A 17,555-nucleotide genomic window follows, 5' to 3' on the forward strand; every position below is an offset into this window, starting at 1 on the left:
GGCGGCCCCCAGCGGCGGCCCCCAGCGGCACCGCCCCGAGCGGCGCACCGGCGACTCCGCCTTCCTGCCGGCTCGCGAGCCACAGTGGCCGCCCACTCCGGAAGGCCTCGACCACGGCGGGCCCACTGTCGCCCGACGCCGCCGCGTAGCCCGGCGCCGGAGCGGGTGAGGTGCCCCCGCCGTGCCGCACGCGACTCGGCAACCCGTACCGCTCCGGCTCGCCGCCGGCCGACTCCACCAGCTGGAGCTCCGCACCGTGCTCGCTCCGTACGTACACCGCCGCCAGCGCCACCCCGGCGAACGCCAGGACCCGCTCCCGTGCGGCGGACTCCGGCGTGCGAGGAGGCGAACCGGTGCCCGCGTGCCCCGGCACCCGAACGCCGGGGGCCGCGGCCCGGGCATCGCCGAAATGGGGCATGTCCGCATCCACCTCCCGTCCATGCCGCAGCTACCGGCAGGTGGGAGTCCCCGGAACTCAGGCGACGACGACGCGGCGGATCCACGCCCCACATGAGCGGCAGGGCACCCACACATCAGAATCGCACACCTGGATAACAGCGACATATGGGACCGACGGGCGGACTGGGTCGGCACACCCGGCGAATCCCGGCCACTCGCATCTCCGCGACCCGCCGCCGCGCTGACGTTGCGCCGCATGGCCCACACCGAGATCGAGATCACGGCGGCCCTGATCCGTGAGCTGCTGCGCGACCAGCACCCCGACCTGGCCGATCTGCCTGTGCGGCTGGGTGCGCGCGGCTGGGACAACCAGCTCTGGCGACGACCGGCTGCCCGGGCGGATCGCCGCCCACTTCTCGGGGGACAGTGGGGCTGACGGCTTCACGAGCCGGTTGCCGCGCTGTGGTTCGGCGGTGGCATGCTCGTCGGTCTCGGACCAGTCCTCACTGTCCAGCCATGCTGTTGCGGGCGCTTCCCGGCCCTCCGCTCACCCGGCCCTCCGCTCACCCGGCTCTCCGCTCACCGAAGCCGGGGACCGAACGGGCCCGGTGACCGACGCCCACCGGGCCCGTCCGACGCGACGGTTCAGCCCACCCGGCAGGGCAGGCTCGTCGTACTGTCACCGCCCGGTCCGGAGACGGTGTACCCGAACGTCGTACTCTTGCCCGGATCGAGGGAGCCGTTCCAGCCGGCGTTGTGGACCATCACCGACTGGCCGTTGTAGGTGGCGCTGCCGCTCCACAGGCTCTCGATCCTCTGGCCGGACGGCAGCGTCCAGTCGACCATCCAGCCGAGCATCGGGACGGTGCCGGTGTTGGTGACGGTCACCTCGGACTGGTAGCCGCCGTTCCAGCTGCCGGTCGTCTTGCGGGTGGCCGTGCAGGTGCCGGGCACCGGCTCGGACGGGTTGCCCGGCTGCTTGATGCCGGTCACCTCGCCCTTGCCGCCGTCGAAGACGACGTCCGAGCAGGAGTAGAAGGTCTCCTGGCTGTCGGAGCGCTGCCAGACCATGTAGATGATGTGGCGGCCCGACTTGCCCTCGGGGAGCTTGCCGGTCCAGGAGTAGTTGGCCTCGACCGTGCCCGGGGAGCCGTTCAGCGGCGGGTGGTCGACGCTCAGGAACGGCCGCTCCTCCATGTCGTTCCAGGTGAGCGTCTTCGTCGGGTCGAAGCCGTCCTTGGTGATGTAGACGTAGAACCAACCCGGGTGCGCCGCCCAGGCGTTGTACGAGAAGTCGACCGTGGCGCCCGAGGTGAGGTGGGTGAGCGGCCAGTCCTTGCTGGGGGTGTTGAACCCGGCGAAGTTGGTGTTGCCGCCGCTGCACAGCTCGCCGTCCGGTACGAAGCCCCGGGTGCGGCCGGCGCCGTCCGAGCGCAGCACCGAGAACCAGTTGTAGAACGGCGTGGTGCCACTGACCTGCTGCGCGGCCCGGCACGCCGGGTTGACCGGCTTGATCTCACCGGTGTCGGTCAGACCGTCCTGCCAGCACAGGAAGGTGCGGCTGCCCGGCTTCATGGGGGTGCCGTGCGCCTCCGCCTCACCACCGGCCGTCATGACCAGGCCGAGGGCCGGAACGGTGACGAGGAGGGAGAGCAGGACCAGGAAGAGGGCTCTGGTCCGGGTGGAGAGCGCTGATCGGGGCTTGGGGGGTCCCCCCGCGTTTCTTGTCAGGATCATGACAGCATCGTCCGTTCCTTGAGGTACGGGCCTGTGGATGCGTGTGCGCGGATGCGCGGGATGGGAGCGACTCGAGGGCGGGTTCCGGTCCACCGTTATGGGAGCGCTCCCACCCCGCTGTTGCGGAAGTTAGCGCCGGACGGCGCAGTTGTCTACGGCTGCGGCGCAAGAGCGCGTCAGGACGGACGGGCGTACAGACCGGCGCCTGCAGCGTCACAGGCGCCTGACGGAACCGGCGTCGGATTTCGTGAAGTTGACTTTGCTCTTCCTTCACGGTTGGCTGCGGATCCGACCTTTCATGATCCGGGGGGATCCCTTTGAACCGCACCATCCGTGCAACCGCCGTCGCCGTCGCCGTCGCTGGCCTGGCACTCGGTCTCAGCTCCTGCTCCGAAGCCGTCGACCAGGTCGACAAGGCAGTGGACGAGACGTACGAAGTCACCTACGAGGTCACGGGGAAGAACGTCGACTCGATCGAGTTCCACGGCGGCGGTGGCAAGGCCATGGAGCCGAAGATCGAGTCGGTGTCGAAGCCCGAACTGCCCTGGAAGAAGACGGTCACGCTGCGCGGCATCATGCCCGCGGCGGTCATGCCGGTCGCCGCGGACCCCGAAGGCGCCCAGGTCACCTGCAAGATCATCCACAAGGGCAAGGTGCTCGAGGAACAGAGTGCCGATGGCCTGGTGACCGCCGGTGGCTGCACCGCGGAGTCCCCGATCGGGAAGTGACCCCGAGTCGCCAGGTGTCCGCAAAGTCCCGCCTGCCCTCAGGGCATACGGGACTTAGCGGACACCCCCTAGGCCTCCGGGCGGGCCGGCGTCCCGCACTCGGAGTTCCGGCCGGACCTCAGGCCGACGAGCCCCGAACGGTGCCGCGAACCCCTGTGGTCATCACTCCGGCCCGCCCAGCACCGCTCGCACCCAGGCCAGTTGACGCCGCACCTGCACCGCGTCACCCCCCTCGTGCCCGTTGAACGGATACGCGTGGATCTCCTTGCGCGGGTCCGTGCCGGTCAGTTCGGCGTAGCGGTTGAACGCGGCGTACGCCCCGCTCGGCGGGCACACCGTGTCCCGCAGCCCCACGCCGAAGTGAGCCGGGGCCTGCGCGCGACGGGCGAAGGAGACACCCTCGACGTAGGAGAGCGTGCGGTAGGCGTCGTCTTCGGCGCCACGGTGGACGGCGAGGTACGACGCGATCTCGCCGTACGGCCCCGCGTCCGTGAGGTCGAGCGCGCGGCGGATGCCGCACAGCAGCGGGGCGGTGACGAGCAGCGCCGCCAGGTCGGGGACGAGTCCCGCGACCGCCAGAGCCAGCCCCCCGCCCTGGCTGTTGCCGACGGCCACGGTCCGCGCGGGGTCGACGCCGGGCAGCTCCCGCACCGCCGTGACCGCGCGCACCGCATCCGTGATCAGGCGCCGGTAGTGGTAGTCCTCGGGAGCGAGCAGGCCGCGTACCGCCGGGCCGGGGCCGCCCGGGGCGGTGGCGTGCGGATCGGGCGTGTCACCGCCGCAGCCGTACGCGTCGCCCTGGCCGCGATTGTCCATGAGCAGGTGCGCGTACCCGGCGTTGACCCAGGTGAGGCGCTCGTGCGGCAGGCCCCGGCCGCGTCCGTACCCGGCGAACTCGACGACGGCGGGCAGGGGTTCGTCGAAACCGGCCGGCCTGCTGAACCACGCGCGTACCGGGTCGCCCGCGAAACCCCGGAACGTCACGTCCCAGGTCCGCGTCAGCCGGAGGCCCGTCTCCACCGGCCGCACCGACACCAGCGGCTCCGCCTGAGCGGCCTCCTTCAGCGTGCGCAGCCAGAACGCGTCGAAGTCGGCGGGCTCCCCGACGTCCGGGCGATGGCGCTCCAGTTCCGTCAGCGGCAGGTCGAACGCGGGCACGGCGGCACCTCGCAGGAATCGGTGGTCATCCAGAAACTTGCGACGGACGACGGGCGGCAGGTCCCTGGGGTCTACCCAGGTTCGACGCGCTTCCAACGCGGCACAGACGCCTCAACCGACTGCCGCCGCCCCCATTGACAGCGCTTTCTGCTGGCCATAAGTTGCCGCGAAGTTACCGGTAAGAGCTCGAAAGTTTCGGTTCCACGTGCCATGTCCACGGGAGGCCCGAGCAATGAGCACGTCCACCACGTCGGCCCCGCCGGGCACCCAGGATCCGCCTCCGGCCTCAGCCGCACCCCGACGCGGCAAGCGGGACCCCGCCCGGACCGGCTGGCGGCGGGCGCTGCGCCGCGACTGGCAGTTGTACTCGCTGGCGATCCTGCCGCTGCTGTTCTTCCTGGTCTTCCGCTATCTGCCGATGATCGGCAACGTCATCGCCTTCCGGCGTTTCGAGCCGGGCGGGTCGCTCTTCGGCGAGGAGTGGGTGGGGCTGCGCTATGTGCAGATGTTCCTCAACGACCCCACCTTCTGGCAGGTGTTCCGCAACACCCTGTGGATCGGCGGGCTCACGCTGCTGTTCTGCTTCCCGGTCCCCATCGTGCTGGCGCTGCTGCTCAACGAGGTGCGCCGGCGCTCCCTGAAGCGGTTCGTGCAGTCGGTGTCGTACCTTCCGCACTTCCTGTCGATCGTGATCGTCGCGGGCATCACGATGCAGATGCTGGCCAGCGACGGCCCGGTCAACCACCTCCTCGGCTGGTTCGGCCACGAACCGATCCGCTTCATCCAGGAACCCGAGTGGTTCCGTACGATCTACGTCGGCTCGGAGATCTGGCAGACCGCCGGCTGGGGCACGATCCTCTACCTCGCCGCGCTCACCACGATCGACGAGGACCTCTACGAGGCCGCGCGCATCGACGGGGCCAACCGCTGGCAGCAGATCTGGCACGTCACCCTGCCCGGCATCCGGCCCACCATGGTCACGCTGCTGATCCTCAACATCGGCGCGTTCATGGCGGTCGGCTTCGAGAAGGTCCTGCTGCTGTACAACCCGCTGACGTACCCGACCGCCGACGTGATCTCGACGTACGTGTACCGCTCCGGCGTGGAGTCCAACAGCTTCAGCTACGCCGCCGCCATCGGCCTGTTCGAGGCGGTCATCGGCCTGGTCCTGATCACGTCCGCCAACCAGCTCTCGCGCCGCACAGTGGGGACGAGCCTGTGGTGAAGCCGAGTCGTTCCTACCGGGTCTTCCAGGGCGTCAACGGGGTGGTCCTCACCCTCGTCGTGCTGGTCACCCTCTACCCGTTCGTCAACATCCTCGCGCGGTCCTTCAGCGGGGAGCGGCAGATCCGGGCCGGTGAGGTGACCCTGCTGCCCAAGGGGTTCAACCTCACCACGTACGAGATCGTGTTCCAGGACGCGATGTTCTGGCGGAACTACGGCAACACCGTGCTCTACACGGTCGTGGCGACGGCCGTCGCCATGGTGCTGACGACCTGCTACGCCTACGTGCTGTCGAAGAAGCACCTCAAGGGCCGTGGCGTGCTCGTCGGGATCGCCGTGTTCACCATGTTCTTCACCGGCGGTCTGATCCCCAACTACATCCTGGTCACCAGCCTCGGCCTGAAGAACAGCGTCTGGGCGATCGCCCTGCCGAACGCGATCAGCGTCTTCAACCTCCTGGTCATGAAGGCCTTCTTCGAGAACCTGCCGACCGAACTGGAGGAGGCCGCGCAGATCGACGGCCTCAGCACGTACGGCACCCTGCTCAGGATCGTGCTGCCGCTGTCCAAGGCGGTCGTCGCGACGATGGTGCTGTTCTACTCGGTGTCCTTCTGGAACTCCTGGTTCAGCGCCTTCCTCTACATGGACCGGACGGATCTGATGCCGGTCACCGTCTACCTCCGCAACCTCATCCAGGGTGCCACCGGCGGCGGCAACGCCGGCGCGGGCACGGAGCAGCTCAGCCAGGTCGGCGCGAACATCCAGTCGGTGACCATCGTCCTCACCGCACTGCCGATCCTCTGCGTGTACCCGTTCGTCCAGCGCTACTTCGTCTCGGGCGTGATGCTCGGCGCGGTCAAGGGCTGACGGCGCCTCCCCAACTCGCTTACGGAACAAAGGAGTCTCCGTGCAGAACGCAGGACAGCTGTCGCGGCGCCAGATACTCGCCGCCGCCGGATTCATCGGCCTCGCCACCCTCACCGGCTGCGGCAGCGGGGACGACGGCGGGGACGGGAAGGACCTGTCGAAGAAGCAGAACGGGGCGATGAAGAACTACCGGGCCGGGCAGCAGTTCAAGGCGGCCAAGCCGCTGTCCTTCTCGGTGCTGCACAACAACAACCCGGTCTACCCCATGAAGGACGGCTGGCTGTTCTGGAAGGAACTCACCAAGCGCACCGGCGTGACCCTCAAACCCGTCGACGTTCCGCTGGCCGACTATGAGAAGAAGCGCAGCGTCCTCATCGGCGCGGGCGACGCCCCGTTCCTGATCCCCAAGACGTACCACCCCTCCGAGGTCGCCTTCGTCTCGTCGGGCGCGATCCTCCCGGTAAGCGACTACGTCCACCTGATGCCCAACTTCCGCGACAAGGTTCGCAAATGGAAGCTGGAGCCCGAGCTCGACTCGATCCGCCAGTCCGACGGCAAGTACTACCTGCTGCCCGGCCTGCACGAGAAGGCCAAGGCCGGCTACTCGCTGTCCTTCCGCACGGACGTCCTCGACCAGCACGGCCTGAGCCTGCCCACCACCTGGGACGAGGTGCACGACGTCCTCAAGGCGCTCAGGGAGGAGTACCCCGGCACGTACCCCTTCTCCGACCGCTGGAGCACCAACACCCCGTTCCCCTGCGGCGCCCTGTTCGGCTACCTCGGCCAGGCCTTCGGCGTCCGGGCCGGATGGTCGTACGACAACATCAGCTTCGACCACAAGGCACAGAAGTTCGTCTTCACCGGCGCCCAGGACGCCTACCGCCAGATGGTCGAGTACCTGCGGGGACTCGTCGCCGAGAAGCTCATGGACCCCGAGAGCTTCAGCCAGACCGACGACCAGGCCGTGCAGAAACTGCTCGCCCAGAAGTCCTACGCGATCAGCGCCAACCCCCAGGAGCTGGTGCAGAACTACCGCTACAACCTGGAGAAGCAGGTCGACGGAGCCAAGATCGAGATGGTGCCGGTGCCGCTCGGACCGGCCGGACCGGTCGTGCTCGGCGGCACCCGCCTGGAGAACGGCGTCATGGTCTCCAGCAAGGCACTCAAGAGCGACAGCTTCGTCGCGATGATGCAGTTCCTCGACTGGCTCTGGTACTCCGACGAGGGCCAGAAGTTCTGCAAATGGGGCGTCGAGGGCGTCACCTACACCGAGTCCGGCGGCCGGCCCGAGCTCAAGACCGGCATCTCCCTGATGGGCTCCGACCCGGACGCCCCGAAGGACCTCCAGAAGGACTACGGCTTCTTCAACGGCGTCTTCACCTACGGCGGCAGCTGGGACCTGGTCTCCTCCTCCTTCAGCCCGGACGAGAAGAGGTTCCAGGACGCCATGTCCCAGCGCGAGCAGCTGCCCATCGACCCGGCCCACCCGCTCCAGTCCTTCGAGCAGGAACAGGCGACCCTCTGGGACACCCCGCTCAAGGACACCGTCATCCAGAACACCCTCCAGTTCGTCCTCGGCAAACGGCCCCTGTCCGAATGGAACGCCCACCTCGCCGAACTGAAGTCGAAGAACATGCAGCAGCTCGTCGACCTGCACAACAAGGCGTACGAGCGGTTCAAGAAGGAGAACGGGTGATCCGCGTCCCCGACGCGCCGACCGGCCGGCTGACCGACGCCGGGCGACACCGCTTCGGCACGGGCCGCGTCGACCTCGCCCTGTGCCGCGGCTACCAGGACTCCGTGGAGCCCGGGCGCGCCCGGCGGCGGTTGGCCGACGGCGTCGGCATCGCCGTGCGCCGCGGCTACCGGGACTTCGCCGTGCCGGCGCGCTCCGGTCGGCGGCTGATCGCCGTCGCCGGCCGCGTCGATCTCGCCCTGGGCTGCGGCTACCGGGACTTGGCTGTGCCCGCGCGCTCCGGTCGGCGGCTGATCGCCGTCGCCGGCCGCGTCGATCTCGCCCTGGGCTGCGGCTACCGGGACTTGGCCGTGCCGGCGCGCACCCATCGGCGGCTGACCACCGACGCCGACCGCGTCGATCTCGCCCTGCGCTGTGGCTACCGGGACTCCGCCGAGCCCGCGCGCACCCACCGGCGGCTGATCGCCGTCCCCGGCCGCGTCTACCTGCCCCTGGCCCTGGGCCGCCACGAGGTCACCCTCGTCGAGCTCACCCCCGTCGCCGACGAGACCCCGCCCCGGTGGGACGAGTGGCGCCTGCCCGGCCGGGAGGCGGCATGAGTACCGTACGTACCTCCGACTTCGGCACCGGCGCCCTCTCCCGCGCCTCCGCCCTGATCCACACCGTCCTCACCGTCGAGGCGCTGCTGCTCCTCGCCGCCTCCCCGGGGCTGGCCGGGCTGCTCCTGCTCGGCCCCGACCCCGCCAACCTCCCCCTCGCGGCCCTGTGCCTGCTGCCCCTCGGACCGGCCCTGTCCGCTGCCCTCTACGCCCTCCACCACCGCAGCCGAGACCTCACCGAACTGCACCCGGCCCGCGCCTTCCTGCGCGGCTGGCGGCTCAACGCCGTACCGGCGCTGAAGCTGTGGGCACCCCTGCTGGCCTGGCTGACGGTCATCGCCTTCACCCTGACCCACTTCTCCGCCACGGGCCTGCCCGGCTGGTGGGCGCTGCTGCTCGCGGCGATCGGCGCCGGTTCCCTCCTCTGGGGCGCGCACGCCCTCGTCCTCACCTCGCTGTTCGCCTTCCGCGCCCGGGACACCGCCCGCCTCGCCGGGTACTTCCTGTTCAGGCACGGCCGCGCCACCCTCGCCGCCGCCTCCCTGCTCGTCCTGGCGGCGGCGCTGACCGTCCTGCTGACCGAGGCCCTGCCCGCCCTGCTGGCCGCCCCGCTGCTGCTGTCCCTGCTGCACGGCAGCCGCACGGTGATCACGGAGACCCAGGAGGAGTTCACGGCATGACCGCGCCCCGCACGCCGAAGATCCCGTACGGCGGTGACTACAACCCCGAGCAGTGGCCCGAGACCGTCTGGGACGACGACCACCGCCTGTTCACGCGGGCCGGCATCGACACCCTCACCGTCGGCGTCTTCACCTGGTCCCTCACCCAACCCGCCCTGGGCACCTACGACTTCACGGTTCTAGACCGCATTCTGGACCGTGCCGCCGCCGAGGGACGCCGGGTCTGCCTGGCCACCGGCACCGCCGCGCTCCCGCCCTGGCTCGCCAAGCGGCACCCCGAGGTCAACCGCACCGACTTCGAGGGCCGCCGCCACCGCTACGGCCAGCGCCACAACTTCTGCCCCAGCTCACCGGCGTACCGGGAACACGCCACCGCGCTGGCCTCCCGCCTCGCCGAACGGTACGCCGACCACCCCGCCCTGCTCGCCTGGCACATCAACAACGAGTACGGCGGCGCCTGCTACTGCGAGCTGTGCGCCGAGGCGTTCCGCGAGTGGCTCCGGGACCGGCACGGCACCCTCGACGCCCTCAACGACGCCTGGTGGACCACCTTCTGGTCGCACCGCTACACCGACTGGGACCAGATCGAGCCGCCCAACGCCCTCACCGAACACTGGCGCGGCCCCGACCACACCGCCTTCCAGGGCATCACCCTCGACTGGTTCCGCTTCACCACCGACGCCCTCCTCGGCTGCTTCCTGGCCGAGAAGGAGGTGATCCGCGCCCATGACCCGGACACGCCCGTCACCACCAACTTCATGGGCACCTTTCGCACCCTCGACTACCACCGCTGGGCACCCCACCTCGACTTCGCCTCCTGGGACAGCTACCCGCCCCTCGACGCCCCGCCGACCTCGCCCACGACCTGATGCGCGGCCTGAAGGACGGCGCCCCCTTCTGGCTGATGGAGCAGACCCCGTCCACGACGGCCTGCCGTGACGTCAACCCGCTCCGGCGGCCCGGCGAACTGCGCCTCGCCACCTTCCAGGCCATCGCCCACGGCGCCGACGCCGCCCTCTACTTCCAGATGCGCGCCTCACGGGGCGCCTGCGAGAAATACCACGGGGCGGTCATCGGCCACGCGGGCCGCGACGACACCCGTGTCTTTCGCGAAGTAGCCGAAGTGGGCCAGGAGTTGGAGTCCCTGGGCGACCGGACCCTCGGCGCCCGCACCCCGGCCCGCACCGCCCTCCTCTTCGACTGGGACAGCTGGTGGGCCCTGGAGATCTCCGACGGCCCGTCCCGGCTGGTCAAGTACCCGGACGTGGTCCACGCCCATTACCGGGCCGCCCGCGAGGCCGGAGCCGACGTGGACGTGATCCCGCAGACCGCCGACCTCACGCCCTACGACGTGGTGCTCGCCCCCGCCCTCCACATGGTCAAGGGCGACCTCGCCACCCGGCTCGAAGAAGTCACCGCACGCGGCGGCACGGTCCTGGCCACCTTCCTCTCCGGCCGCGTCGACCAGCACGACCGCGCCTTCCTCACCGACGTCCCCGGCCCGCTCGCGCCGCTGATGGGCATCCACGTGGACGAATGGGACGCCCGCCCACCGGAGTTCACCCAGCCGATCCCCGAACTGCAGGCAGAGGCGCGGCTCGTCTTCGAGCTCGTGCTGCCCCGCGGCGCCGAGCCGGTCGCCACCTACGGCACCGACTTCTACGCGGGCACCCCGGCCGTGACCCGCAACCGCTTCGGTGACGGCGAGGGCTGGTACGTCGCCACCGCCCTCGACCAGCCGGGCGTCGACCAGGTCGTCCGCCGTATCCTGGCCCGCCACGACCTGCTCGGCCCCTACGCCGACCACCCCGCGGTGGAGACCGCCACCCGTGTCACCCCCGACGGCACCCCTCTCCTCTTCCTCCTCAACCACGCCCCCGAACCGGCCCGTCTGACGGCCCACACCACCGCCATCGACCTGCTCACCGGCAAACGGGTCGAGCAGGGCGACCCCCTGGTCCTCGACCCCCTGGGCGTCGCGATCCTTCAGTAGAGCCGCGATCTCTCAGTAGATCCGGCGCCCCCGCTCGTCCGGCACCCCCGACTTGCGGAAGAAGTAGCTGTTGATCTGGTCGCGCCACTCGCGGGCGCTGCGGAGCTGCTCCCCGTACCGCTCCGCCACCCGCGCGTGACGCGCCGGATCCACCAGTCCGGCCAGACGGGCCCACACCTCCAGGGCTTCCTCGACCTCCGCCACGCCCTCGAAGTGCGTGTCGTAGATGTGTTGGATGACGGTCTTCCCGCTCTTCAGCAGATGGCCGTACGGCACGTGGTGGAAGAACAGCAGCAGCTCGTCGGGGCAGGTGTCCGGCGACTCGTACAGCTCGGCCCACGGCTTGGGGTACTGCCCGGCGTACCCGGTCCCGCTCGCCACGCTGCGGTCGACGCCGACGCCGTCCCGGTCGGCGAAGTGGTAGGTGCCCCAGGGGCTGTACTCGTACCCGTCGACGCTCGGCCCGTAGTGGTGGCCCGGCTGCACCATCCATCCCACGCCGAGCGGAGCGGTGTACTTCTCGTACGTCCGCCACGAGCCGTCGAGTACCGCGTGCAGCCCGGCGGACAGCCGCTCCGAAGCCTCCGGGAAGGTGAGCCCTATCCACTCGTCGAGCACCTCTCGCGGCTCGGCGGCCGGCCGCCAGGCCAGCCGTCCGAAGGTGTACAGGTTGGCCTGGGCGAGGGGGTGCCCGGTCCAGAACGGATCGTCGCCGGCGTTGGACACGCCGACCAGCCCGCCCCGCGCCCGTTCCCCCACGGACGACTCCGGTTCGTGCCGGAAGCGCAGCACCTCGCTCCACATCGGCCCCAGCCAGCAGACGTGCCGCTGCTGCCCGGTGTATTCCTGGGTGACCTGCACCTCCACCGCCAGCCGGGTGCGCGGCATCGCGCCGATCAGCGGCGAGACAGGCTCGCGCACCTGGAAGTCCATCGGCCCGTGCTTCACCTGGAGCACGGCGTTCGGCGCGAACTCGCCGTCCAGCGGCACGAAGTGGTCGTAGGCGGCCCGGGCCCGGTCCGTCGTGCGGTCCCGCCAGTCCTGGCGGTGGTCGTAGACGAAGGCCCGCCAGTGGACGGTGCCGCCGTACGGTTCGAGCGCGGCGGCCAGCGTGTTCGCTCCGTCCGCGTGCGTACGGCCGTACGCGAACGGGCCCGGCTGACCCTCCGAGTCGGCCTTCACCACGTACCCGCCGAAATCGGGGATCGCCTCGTACACCCCTCGTGTCGCCGTGGCCCACCAACCCCGCACCGCCTCCTCCAGCGGATCGGCCGTGGGAAGTCCGCCGAGCAGCACCGGCGCGGCGAAGGACACGGACAGGTGGGTGCGGACCCCGTAGGGCCGTAACGCATCGGCGATCGCGGCCACTTCGCCGATCCGGTCGGTCAGCAGGTGCGCCTCGGTCTCGTGCACGTTGACGTTGTTGACGGCGACCGCGTTGACCCCGCAGGCCGCCAGCAGCCTGCCGTACGCCCGCACCCGCTCCAGGCCGCCGCGCGCCCGCCCGTCCTCCCAGAACAGCGAGCCGCCCGCGTATCCGCGCTCCACCTGGCCCATGACCGGGTGCACGGCGACGTTGTCCCAGTGGTCGAGCATGCGCAGGGCAAGGGCGGGGCGGTGCGTCTCCCGCGCCCACGCGCCGGTGAAAGCCGCCTCCCCGAGCCGTACGACGTGGAACAGCCCGTACAGCAGCCCCCGTCCGCCGGAGGCGGTGACGGTCGTCGTGCCGTCCTCCCGCGCGCATGTGAAGCCCTCGTCGCCGAGGCCCTCTTCGCTGCGGCCGCCGGCATCGAGATCGAGGACCAGGTCGTACGCGGCCTCGCCCGGCTGGGCGTCGCGCACGACCCGGCCCCCGAACCGTCGGCAGGCCTCCGCCACCTCCCCGTGTACCGTCTCCGCCAGCGGACCCGATCCGCGGATCAGCGTCCGCCGGGCGCCGACCGCCCGGAAGGCGGCGGGCGGCAGCCAGGCCGGGTCGACACCCTGGGGCAGGACGGGCACGGGAAGCGGCATCGGACCCCCACTCGGTTGCTCACGAGAGCAGTTCGAACTCCGCCAGCGTGCCCTCACCGTCGGGGACCAGGCGGTACTTCTCGTACGTACCCGGTGACCTCACGCTGAACGCACGTGTCTGTCTGTCCCAGGCGAAGGACTCCCCGTGGCGCCGGTCCAGCGTCCGCCAGGTGGTGCCGTCGGACGAGCCCTGGAGCGTCCAGCCGCTCGGCGCCCTCGCACGGTCCGACGACGACGTCAGCGTGTACTGGACCGCCCCGGCGGGCTCGGAGACCGGCAGGTCCACGGACGTCACAGCCGCGTCCGTCGCCGATGTGTCGACTCGAAGGAGGACGCGAACCTCCGGTCGGTCTTCTCGGGTGCTCCGGGCAGTGCGACCGCAACGCCCTGGGATCCCAGGGTCAAGGCGAACGCGGTCGCCGACACGACCGCCGAACCTCATCTGTGCCGAGCTTTCCGCTGCATCTACGGGTACCCTCCCTGCGCAGTGGACAACGTTGTCAACTTCGAGTCGCAAGGACCAGTAGTTGCCCCACTACCGGGGAGTGTCAAGGGTGTTGCTTGTGGCATTCGGGGGTGGCGACCGGGATATTTCCGCCGAGAAACAGACGGAGCACCTGACTTTCCGCCAGGTCTCAACTCGGATAAGACCCACGGCCAACCCTGTGTTCGATCTTGATCCGCTGACGGGAAGTGGACTATACCTGTCGCACGCTTCACACGATCCGCACGTCACCACCCGCACTTCCTGCACGACCCAGCTTGACCCGATCGCGGTGCCGGGAAGGATCCGGTTCACCGCCTGAGTCCTGGAGAAGGCGAGGACTTGAGCATGGGATCCACTTCCGCCGAGAACCACGGCACCGAGGGTGTCGGCCGCCGTGATCTGATCAAAAGGTCCGCCGCGCTCGGGCTGATCTCCGTTCCCACGATGAGCTTCCTGTCCGCCTGCGCCAGCAGCGGCGGCAATGGCAGCGGGGACAAGGCCAAGGCCGGCAAGAAGACCGCGAAGAACCCGCTCGGCGTCAACGACACCGCGGGCATGGAATTCGTCCTGTTCGACGGCGGTTTCGGCAAGGAGTACGCCGAGGACGCGGTGAAGATCTACGAGCAGAACTTCCCCAAGGCGAAGGTGAAGTTCTCCGCCACCCAGAAGATCCAGTCCACCCTCCAGCCCCGCTTCAACCAGGGCACCCCACCGGACCTCATCGACAACTCCGGCGCCGAGCAGATGGACATGGGCGTCCTGGTCGGCAAGAACCAGCTCACCGACCTCACCCCGCTGCTGGACGCGCCCTCCTACGACGACCCGGGCAAGAAGGTCCGCGACACGCTGCGCCCCGGCATCGTCGAGATGGGCCAGTTCGACGGCGAGAAGGTCTGGATCCTCTACTACGCCTACACGGTCTACGGCGTCTGGTACTCGCAGAAGGCCCTGGACTCGCTCGACGAGCAGTACCCCGAGACCTGGGACCAGATGCTCGCGGTCTGCGAGAAGGCCAAGAAGAAGGGCATGGCGGGCTGGACATACGCGGGCAAATACCCGTATTACATCCCCTTCTCGCTCTACCCGATGATCGGCAAGGTCGGCGGCCGCGAGGTCCTCGACGCCATCGACAACCTGGAGCCCAACGCCTGGAAGCACCCGGCCGTCAAGGCCTGCTTCGACGCGTACTACGAGCTCTACAAGAAGGGCTACGTCCTCAGGGGCACCCCGGGCCTGGACCACATCCAGTCGCAGACCGCGTGGGCCCAGGGCAAGGCGCTGTTCATCCCGAACGGCTCCTGGGTGGAGAACGAGTCGGCCAACGTCATCCCGAAGGACTTCGGCCTCGCTGTCTCCGCGCCCACCGGACTCGACTCCTCCGACAAGCTGCCCTTCGGCACCATCTGGGCCTCCGGCGGCGAGCCCTTCATCGTCCCGTCCAAGGCCAAGAACGCCGAGGGCGGCATGGAGCAACTGCGCATCATGCTCAGTGAGGCGTCCTCGAAGAACTTCACCGGCAAGGTGAAGTCGCTGACCGCGTACAACGGCGGCACCGACGGCATCGCCCTCACCCCCGGCCTGAAATCGGGTGTCGCCGCGCTGGACAAGGCGGGCGAGAACGTCGTGAATCCCCGCCTTCAGGACTGGTACGTGCAGTTGCAGAAGGAAAAGATCGGCGTCTCCGGCCTGGGCGAGATGATGGCCGGCCGCCTCACCCCGGCCGAGGCCATCAAGAAGATTCAGGCCTACGCCGACGAGGTCGCCAAGGACGACTCGATCAAGCACTACAAGCACCAGTAACGGCACCGGAAACCCAATTTCCGCAACGGCACCGGAGTGGCGATGCAGCACGGCAAGTACCGGTTCATCGTGGGCTTCCTCGCGCTGCCCCTGGGACTGTACGCGCTCTTCGTGATCTGGCCGTTCATCCAGTCCATTTACTACTCGTTCACGGACTGGACCGGCCTGAGTCCCGAATTCAAGATGGTCGGTTTCGACAACTACAGCCGGATGCTCGACGACGAGATCTTCTGGAAGTCGTTGCAGCACAGCCTGCTGTTCGCGCTCCTGCTGCCGGTCGTCACGATCAGCCTGGCGCTGTTCTTCGCCTTCATGATCAATGTAGGCGGCAGAAAGAGGAAGAACGGCCCGGTCGTCTCCGGCGTCCGCGGCTCCTCCTTCTACAAGATCGTCTACTTCTTCCCGCAGGTCCTCTCGATCGCCATCGTCGCGCTGCTGTTCGCGTTCGCGTACAACCCGGACAGCGGCGCGATCAACTCGGTCCTGCGCGGAATCGGCCTCGACGACGTCCAGCCCCTGTGGCTCGGCGACCCCGACCTGGCGCTGTGGGCCGTGATGGCGGTCCTCGTCTGGTCCACGGTCGGCTTCTTCGTGGTTCTCTTCTCCGCCGGCATGGCCTCCATCCCGGCGGAGATGTACGAGGCCGCGCTGCTGGACGGGGCGGGCCGGGCCACGACGTTCTTCCGCGTCACCCTGCCCCTGCTCTGGGACACCGTGCAGTCGGGCTGGGTCTACATGGGCATCCTCGCCCTGGGCGCCGAGTCGTTCGCGGTCGTGCAGATCATGACGACCGGGCCGGGCGGTCCCGACTACTCGACCACCGTCATGGTCCTGTACGTGTACCAGAAGGCGTTCCGTGACGGGCAGGCCGCCTACGCCACCACCATCGGTGTCGCCCTGCTCGTCGTCACGCTGGCCTTCGCCGCCGTGGTGATGCGGCTGGGCCGTCGCGAGCGGCTGGAGTACTGATCAGATGAAGACGACCGAAACCCCCGCTCCCCTCCCGGCCGAGTCCGGCGCGCCGATCACCAAGACGGACACGCCACCGCCCCGGCCCCCGAAGGAGAAGAAGGAGGGCACGGTCCTCAACGCCTTCTCCCACGGCATCCTCGTCCTCTGGGCGTTCATGGTGGTGATGCCCCTGCTGTGGGCGGTCATGACGTCCTTCAAGGACGACCGCTCGATCTTCTCCTCGCCCTGGTCGCTGCCGGACACGCTGCACTTCGACAACTGGTCGCGGGCGTGGACCGAGGCCAACATGAGCGACTACTTCCTCAACACCGTGCTGGTGGTGGGGGGTTCGCTCATCGGCACCCTCGTGCTCGGCTCGATGGCGGCCTACGTCCTGGCCCGCTTCGACTTCCCGGGCAACCGCTTCATCTACTACCTGTTCATCGGCGGCATGAGCTTCCCGATCATGCTCGCGCTGGTCCCGCTGTTCTACGTCGTGAACAACATGGGCCTGCTGAACACCATCCACGGGCTGATCCTCGTCTACATCGCCTACTCCCTCCCCTTCACGGTGTTCTTCCTGACGGCGTTCTTCCGCACGCTGCCGACGTCGGTGGCGGAGGCGGCCTTCGTCGACGGCGCCTCGCACAGCCGTACGTTCTTCCAGATCATGCTCCCCATGGCCAAGCCGGGCCTGGTCAGCGTCGGCATCTTCAACTTCCTGGGCCAGTGGAACCAGTACATGCTGCCCACGGTCCTGAACACCGACCCGGACAAGCGCGTCCTCACCCAGGGCCTCGTCCAGCTGGCGGTCAGCCAGGGCTACAAGGGCGACTGGTCGGGCCTCTTCGCGGGCCTGGTGATGGCCATGCTCCCGGTCCTCGCGGCGTACATCATCTTCCAGCGACAGGTGGTGCAGGGGCTGACGGCGGGTGCGCTGAAGTAGTCGCTGCCGGGTGCCTCCGGCGGCGACGGCTTGAAAGGTACCCGGGGTTGCTGCTGAGGCCGGGTGGGTCCGCAACCCGTCGGAGCGGGGTGCCGCTTCTTTGGGACGGGTGCCGCCCCAGCGGCACGACTGCCCGCAGCTGGGGCGGCCCGCACCCGCGTACGCACGGAAGGGGACGTGTCGGGGGGTGTCCGCCCGCAGCGGTTGGCGCGTCAACGGGGAGTCAGTCGGTATCCGACCCCATCGCGCCGTTCCGAGGACGGACACCCCCCGACGC

General features: G+C 69.3%; 12 protein-coding genes and 4 pseudogenes. 11 read left to right on the forward strand and 5 right to left on the reverse strand.

Annotated features, from left to right (window positions below):
- Nucleotides 1-418 (reverse strand): annotated as a pseudogene (locus CA983_RS25265) (SpoIIE family protein phosphatase); the annotation flags it as partial.
- Nucleotides 419-655: 237 nt separating this feature from the next.
- Between CA983_RS25265 and CA983_RS25270 the strand changes: the two are divergent.
- Nucleotides 656-811: pseudogene (locus CA983_RS25270) on the forward strand (aminoglycoside phosphotransferase); the annotation flags it as partial.
- Between the two features lie 233 nt (nt 812-1,044).
- Here CA983_RS25270 and CA983_RS25275 read toward each other — a convergent pair.
- Entirely contained in the window at nt 1,045-2,136 is a 1,092-nt protein-coding gene (locus CA983_RS25275) for a lytic polysaccharide monooxygenase auxiliary activity family 9 protein (protein ID WP_208637032.1), read from the reverse strand.
- Nucleotides 2,137-2,453: 317 nt separating this feature from the next.
- On the opposite strand from CA983_RS25275, the gene CA983_RS25280 reads away from it, so the two are divergent.
- A complete protein-coding gene (locus tag CA983_RS25280; protein WP_086603169.1) occupies nt 2,454-2,864 on the forward strand; it encodes an MmpS family transport accessory protein in 411 nt (136 codons plus the stop codon).
- A 162-nt stretch (nt 2,865-3,026) separates the two neighbouring features.
- Here the strand turns inward: CA983_RS25280 and CA983_RS25285 are convergent, their stop codons facing one another.
- Nucleotides 3,027-4,022: an acetylxylan esterase gene (locus tag CA983_RS25285; RefSeq protein ID WP_086603170.1), complete on the reverse strand. Its 996-nt coding sequence runs from the start codon at nt 4,020-4,022 to the stop codon at nt 3,027-3,029.
- Nucleotides 4,023-4,254: 232 nt separating this feature from the next.
- Here CA983_RS25285 and CA983_RS25290 point away from each other — a divergent pair, with 232 nt between their 5' ends.
- The 6 genes and pseudogenes from CA983_RS25290 (at nt 4,255) to CA983_RS25315 (ending at nt 11,081) form a co-directional block, all read left to right on the forward strand.
- A complete protein-coding gene (locus CA983_RS25290; protein WP_086603171.1) occupies nt 4,255-5,247 on the forward strand; it encodes an ABC transporter permease in 993 nt (330 codons plus the stop codon).
- Nucleotides 5,241-6,113, forward strand: a complete 873-nt coding sequence (locus CA983_RS25295; protein WP_059420705.1) for a carbohydrate ABC transporter permease — start codon at nt 5,241-5,243, stop codon at nt 6,111-6,113. Before CA983_RS25290 ends, CA983_RS25295 begins: the two co-directional genes overlap by 7 nt.
- Before the next feature lie 40 nt (nt 6,114-6,153).
- Nucleotides 6,154-7,809 carry an ABC transporter substrate-binding protein gene (locus CA983_RS25300; protein ID WP_086603172.1) on the forward strand — a complete coding sequence of 552 codons (1,656 nt, stop codon included), beginning with the start codon at nt 6,154-6,156 and terminating at the stop codon, nt 7,807-7,809.
- Nucleotides 7,806-8,408, forward strand: coding sequence for a hypothetical protein (locus tag CA983_RS25305; RefSeq protein WP_086603173.1), 603 nt, complete (start codon nt 7,806-7,808; stop codon nt 8,406-8,408). Before CA983_RS25300 ends, CA983_RS25305 begins: the two co-directional genes overlap by 4 nt.
- On the forward strand, nt 8,405-9,088 hold the full coding sequence (locus CA983_RS25310; RefSeq protein ID WP_086603174.1) for a hypothetical protein: 684 nt from the start codon (nt 8,405-8,407) through the stop codon (nt 9,086-9,088). The genes CA983_RS25305 and CA983_RS25310 overlap by 4 nt, the downstream gene beginning before the upstream one ends.
- Nucleotides 9,085-11,081 (forward strand): annotated as a pseudogene (locus CA983_RS25315) (beta-galactosidase). Before CA983_RS25310 ends, CA983_RS25315 begins: the two are co-directional and overlap by 4 nt.
- A 12-nt stretch (nt 11,082-11,093) precedes the next feature.
- Here the strand turns inward: CA983_RS25315 and CA983_RS25320 are convergent.
- Together CA983_RS25320 and CA983_RS25325 are read right to left on the reverse strand one after the other, a co-directional pair.
- The gene (locus tag CA983_RS25320; RefSeq protein WP_086603175.1) at nt 11,094-13,094 is read right to left on the reverse strand and encodes an alpha-glucuronidase; all 2,001 of its coding nucleotides are present in this window, start codon (nt 13,092-13,094) and stop codon (nt 11,094-11,096) included.
- Nucleotides 13,095-13,113: 19 nt separating this feature from the next.
- Nucleotides 13,114-13,413: pseudogene (locus tag CA983_RS25325) on the reverse strand (hypothetical protein); the annotation flags it as partial.
- 513 nt (nt 13,414-13,926) lie between these two features.
- On the opposite strand from CA983_RS25325, the gene ngcE reads away from it, so the two are divergent.
- From ngcE to CA983_RS25340, 3 genes are read left to right on the forward strand one after another with little or no spacing between them, the layout of a single operon-like run.
- A complete protein-coding gene (gene ngcE / locus CA983_RS25330; protein WP_086603176.1) occupies nt 13,927-15,381 on the forward strand; it encodes an N-acetylglucosamine/diacetylchitobiose ABC transporter substrate-binding protein in 1,455 nt (484 codons plus the stop codon).
- Nucleotides 15,382-15,423: 42 nt separating this feature from the next.
- Nucleotides 15,424-16,350 (forward strand): carbohydrate ABC transporter permease, encoded by a 927-nt coding sequence (locus CA983_RS25335; RefSeq protein WP_059420695.1) that lies wholly within the window; start codon nt 15,424-15,426, stop codon nt 16,348-16,350.
- Between the two features lie 4 nt (nt 16,351-16,354).
- On the forward strand, nt 16,355-17,278 hold the full coding sequence (locus tag CA983_RS25340; RefSeq protein WP_086603177.1) for a carbohydrate ABC transporter permease: 924 nt from the start codon (nt 16,355-16,357) through the stop codon (nt 17,276-17,278).
- The last annotated feature ends 277 nt before the right edge of the window (nt 17,279-17,555 follow it).

Origin of the sequence: Streptomyces swartbergensis (assembly GCF_002148965.1) — a bacterium.
Classification (GTDB): Bacteria; Actinomycetota; Actinomycetes; order Streptomycetales; family Streptomycetaceae; genus Streptomyces; species Streptomyces swartbergensis.

Bases quoted from the DNA above. Each gene is read 5' to 3' on its own strand.
- CA983_RS25340 (WP_086603177.1), top strand. From the start codon at position 16,355: ATGAAGACGACCGAAACCCCCGCTCCCCTCCCGGCCGAGTCCGGCGCG.
- CA983_RS25320 (WP_086603175.1), bottom strand. From the start codon at position 13,094: ATGCCGCTTCCCGTGCCCGTCCTGCCCCAGGGTGTCGACCCGGCCTGG.
- CA983_RS25310 (WP_086603174.1), top strand. From the start codon at position 8,405: ATGAGTACCGTACGTACCTCCGACTTCGGCACCGGCGCCCTCTCCCGC.
- ngcE (WP_086603176.1), top strand. From the start codon at position 13,927: ATGGGATCCACTTCCGCCGAGAACCACGGCACCGAGGGTGTCGGCCGC.
- CA983_RS25335 (WP_059420695.1), top strand. From the start codon at position 15,424: ATGCAGCACGGCAAGTACCGGTTCATCGTGGGCTTCCTCGCGCTGCCC.
- CA983_RS25275 (WP_208637032.1), bottom strand. From the start codon at position 2,136: ATGATCCTGACAAGAAACGCGGGGGGACCCCCCAAGCCCCGATCAGCG.
- CA983_RS25290 (WP_086603171.1), top strand. From the start codon at position 4,255: ATGAGCACGTCCACCACGTCGGCCCCGCCGGGCACCCAGGATCCGCCT.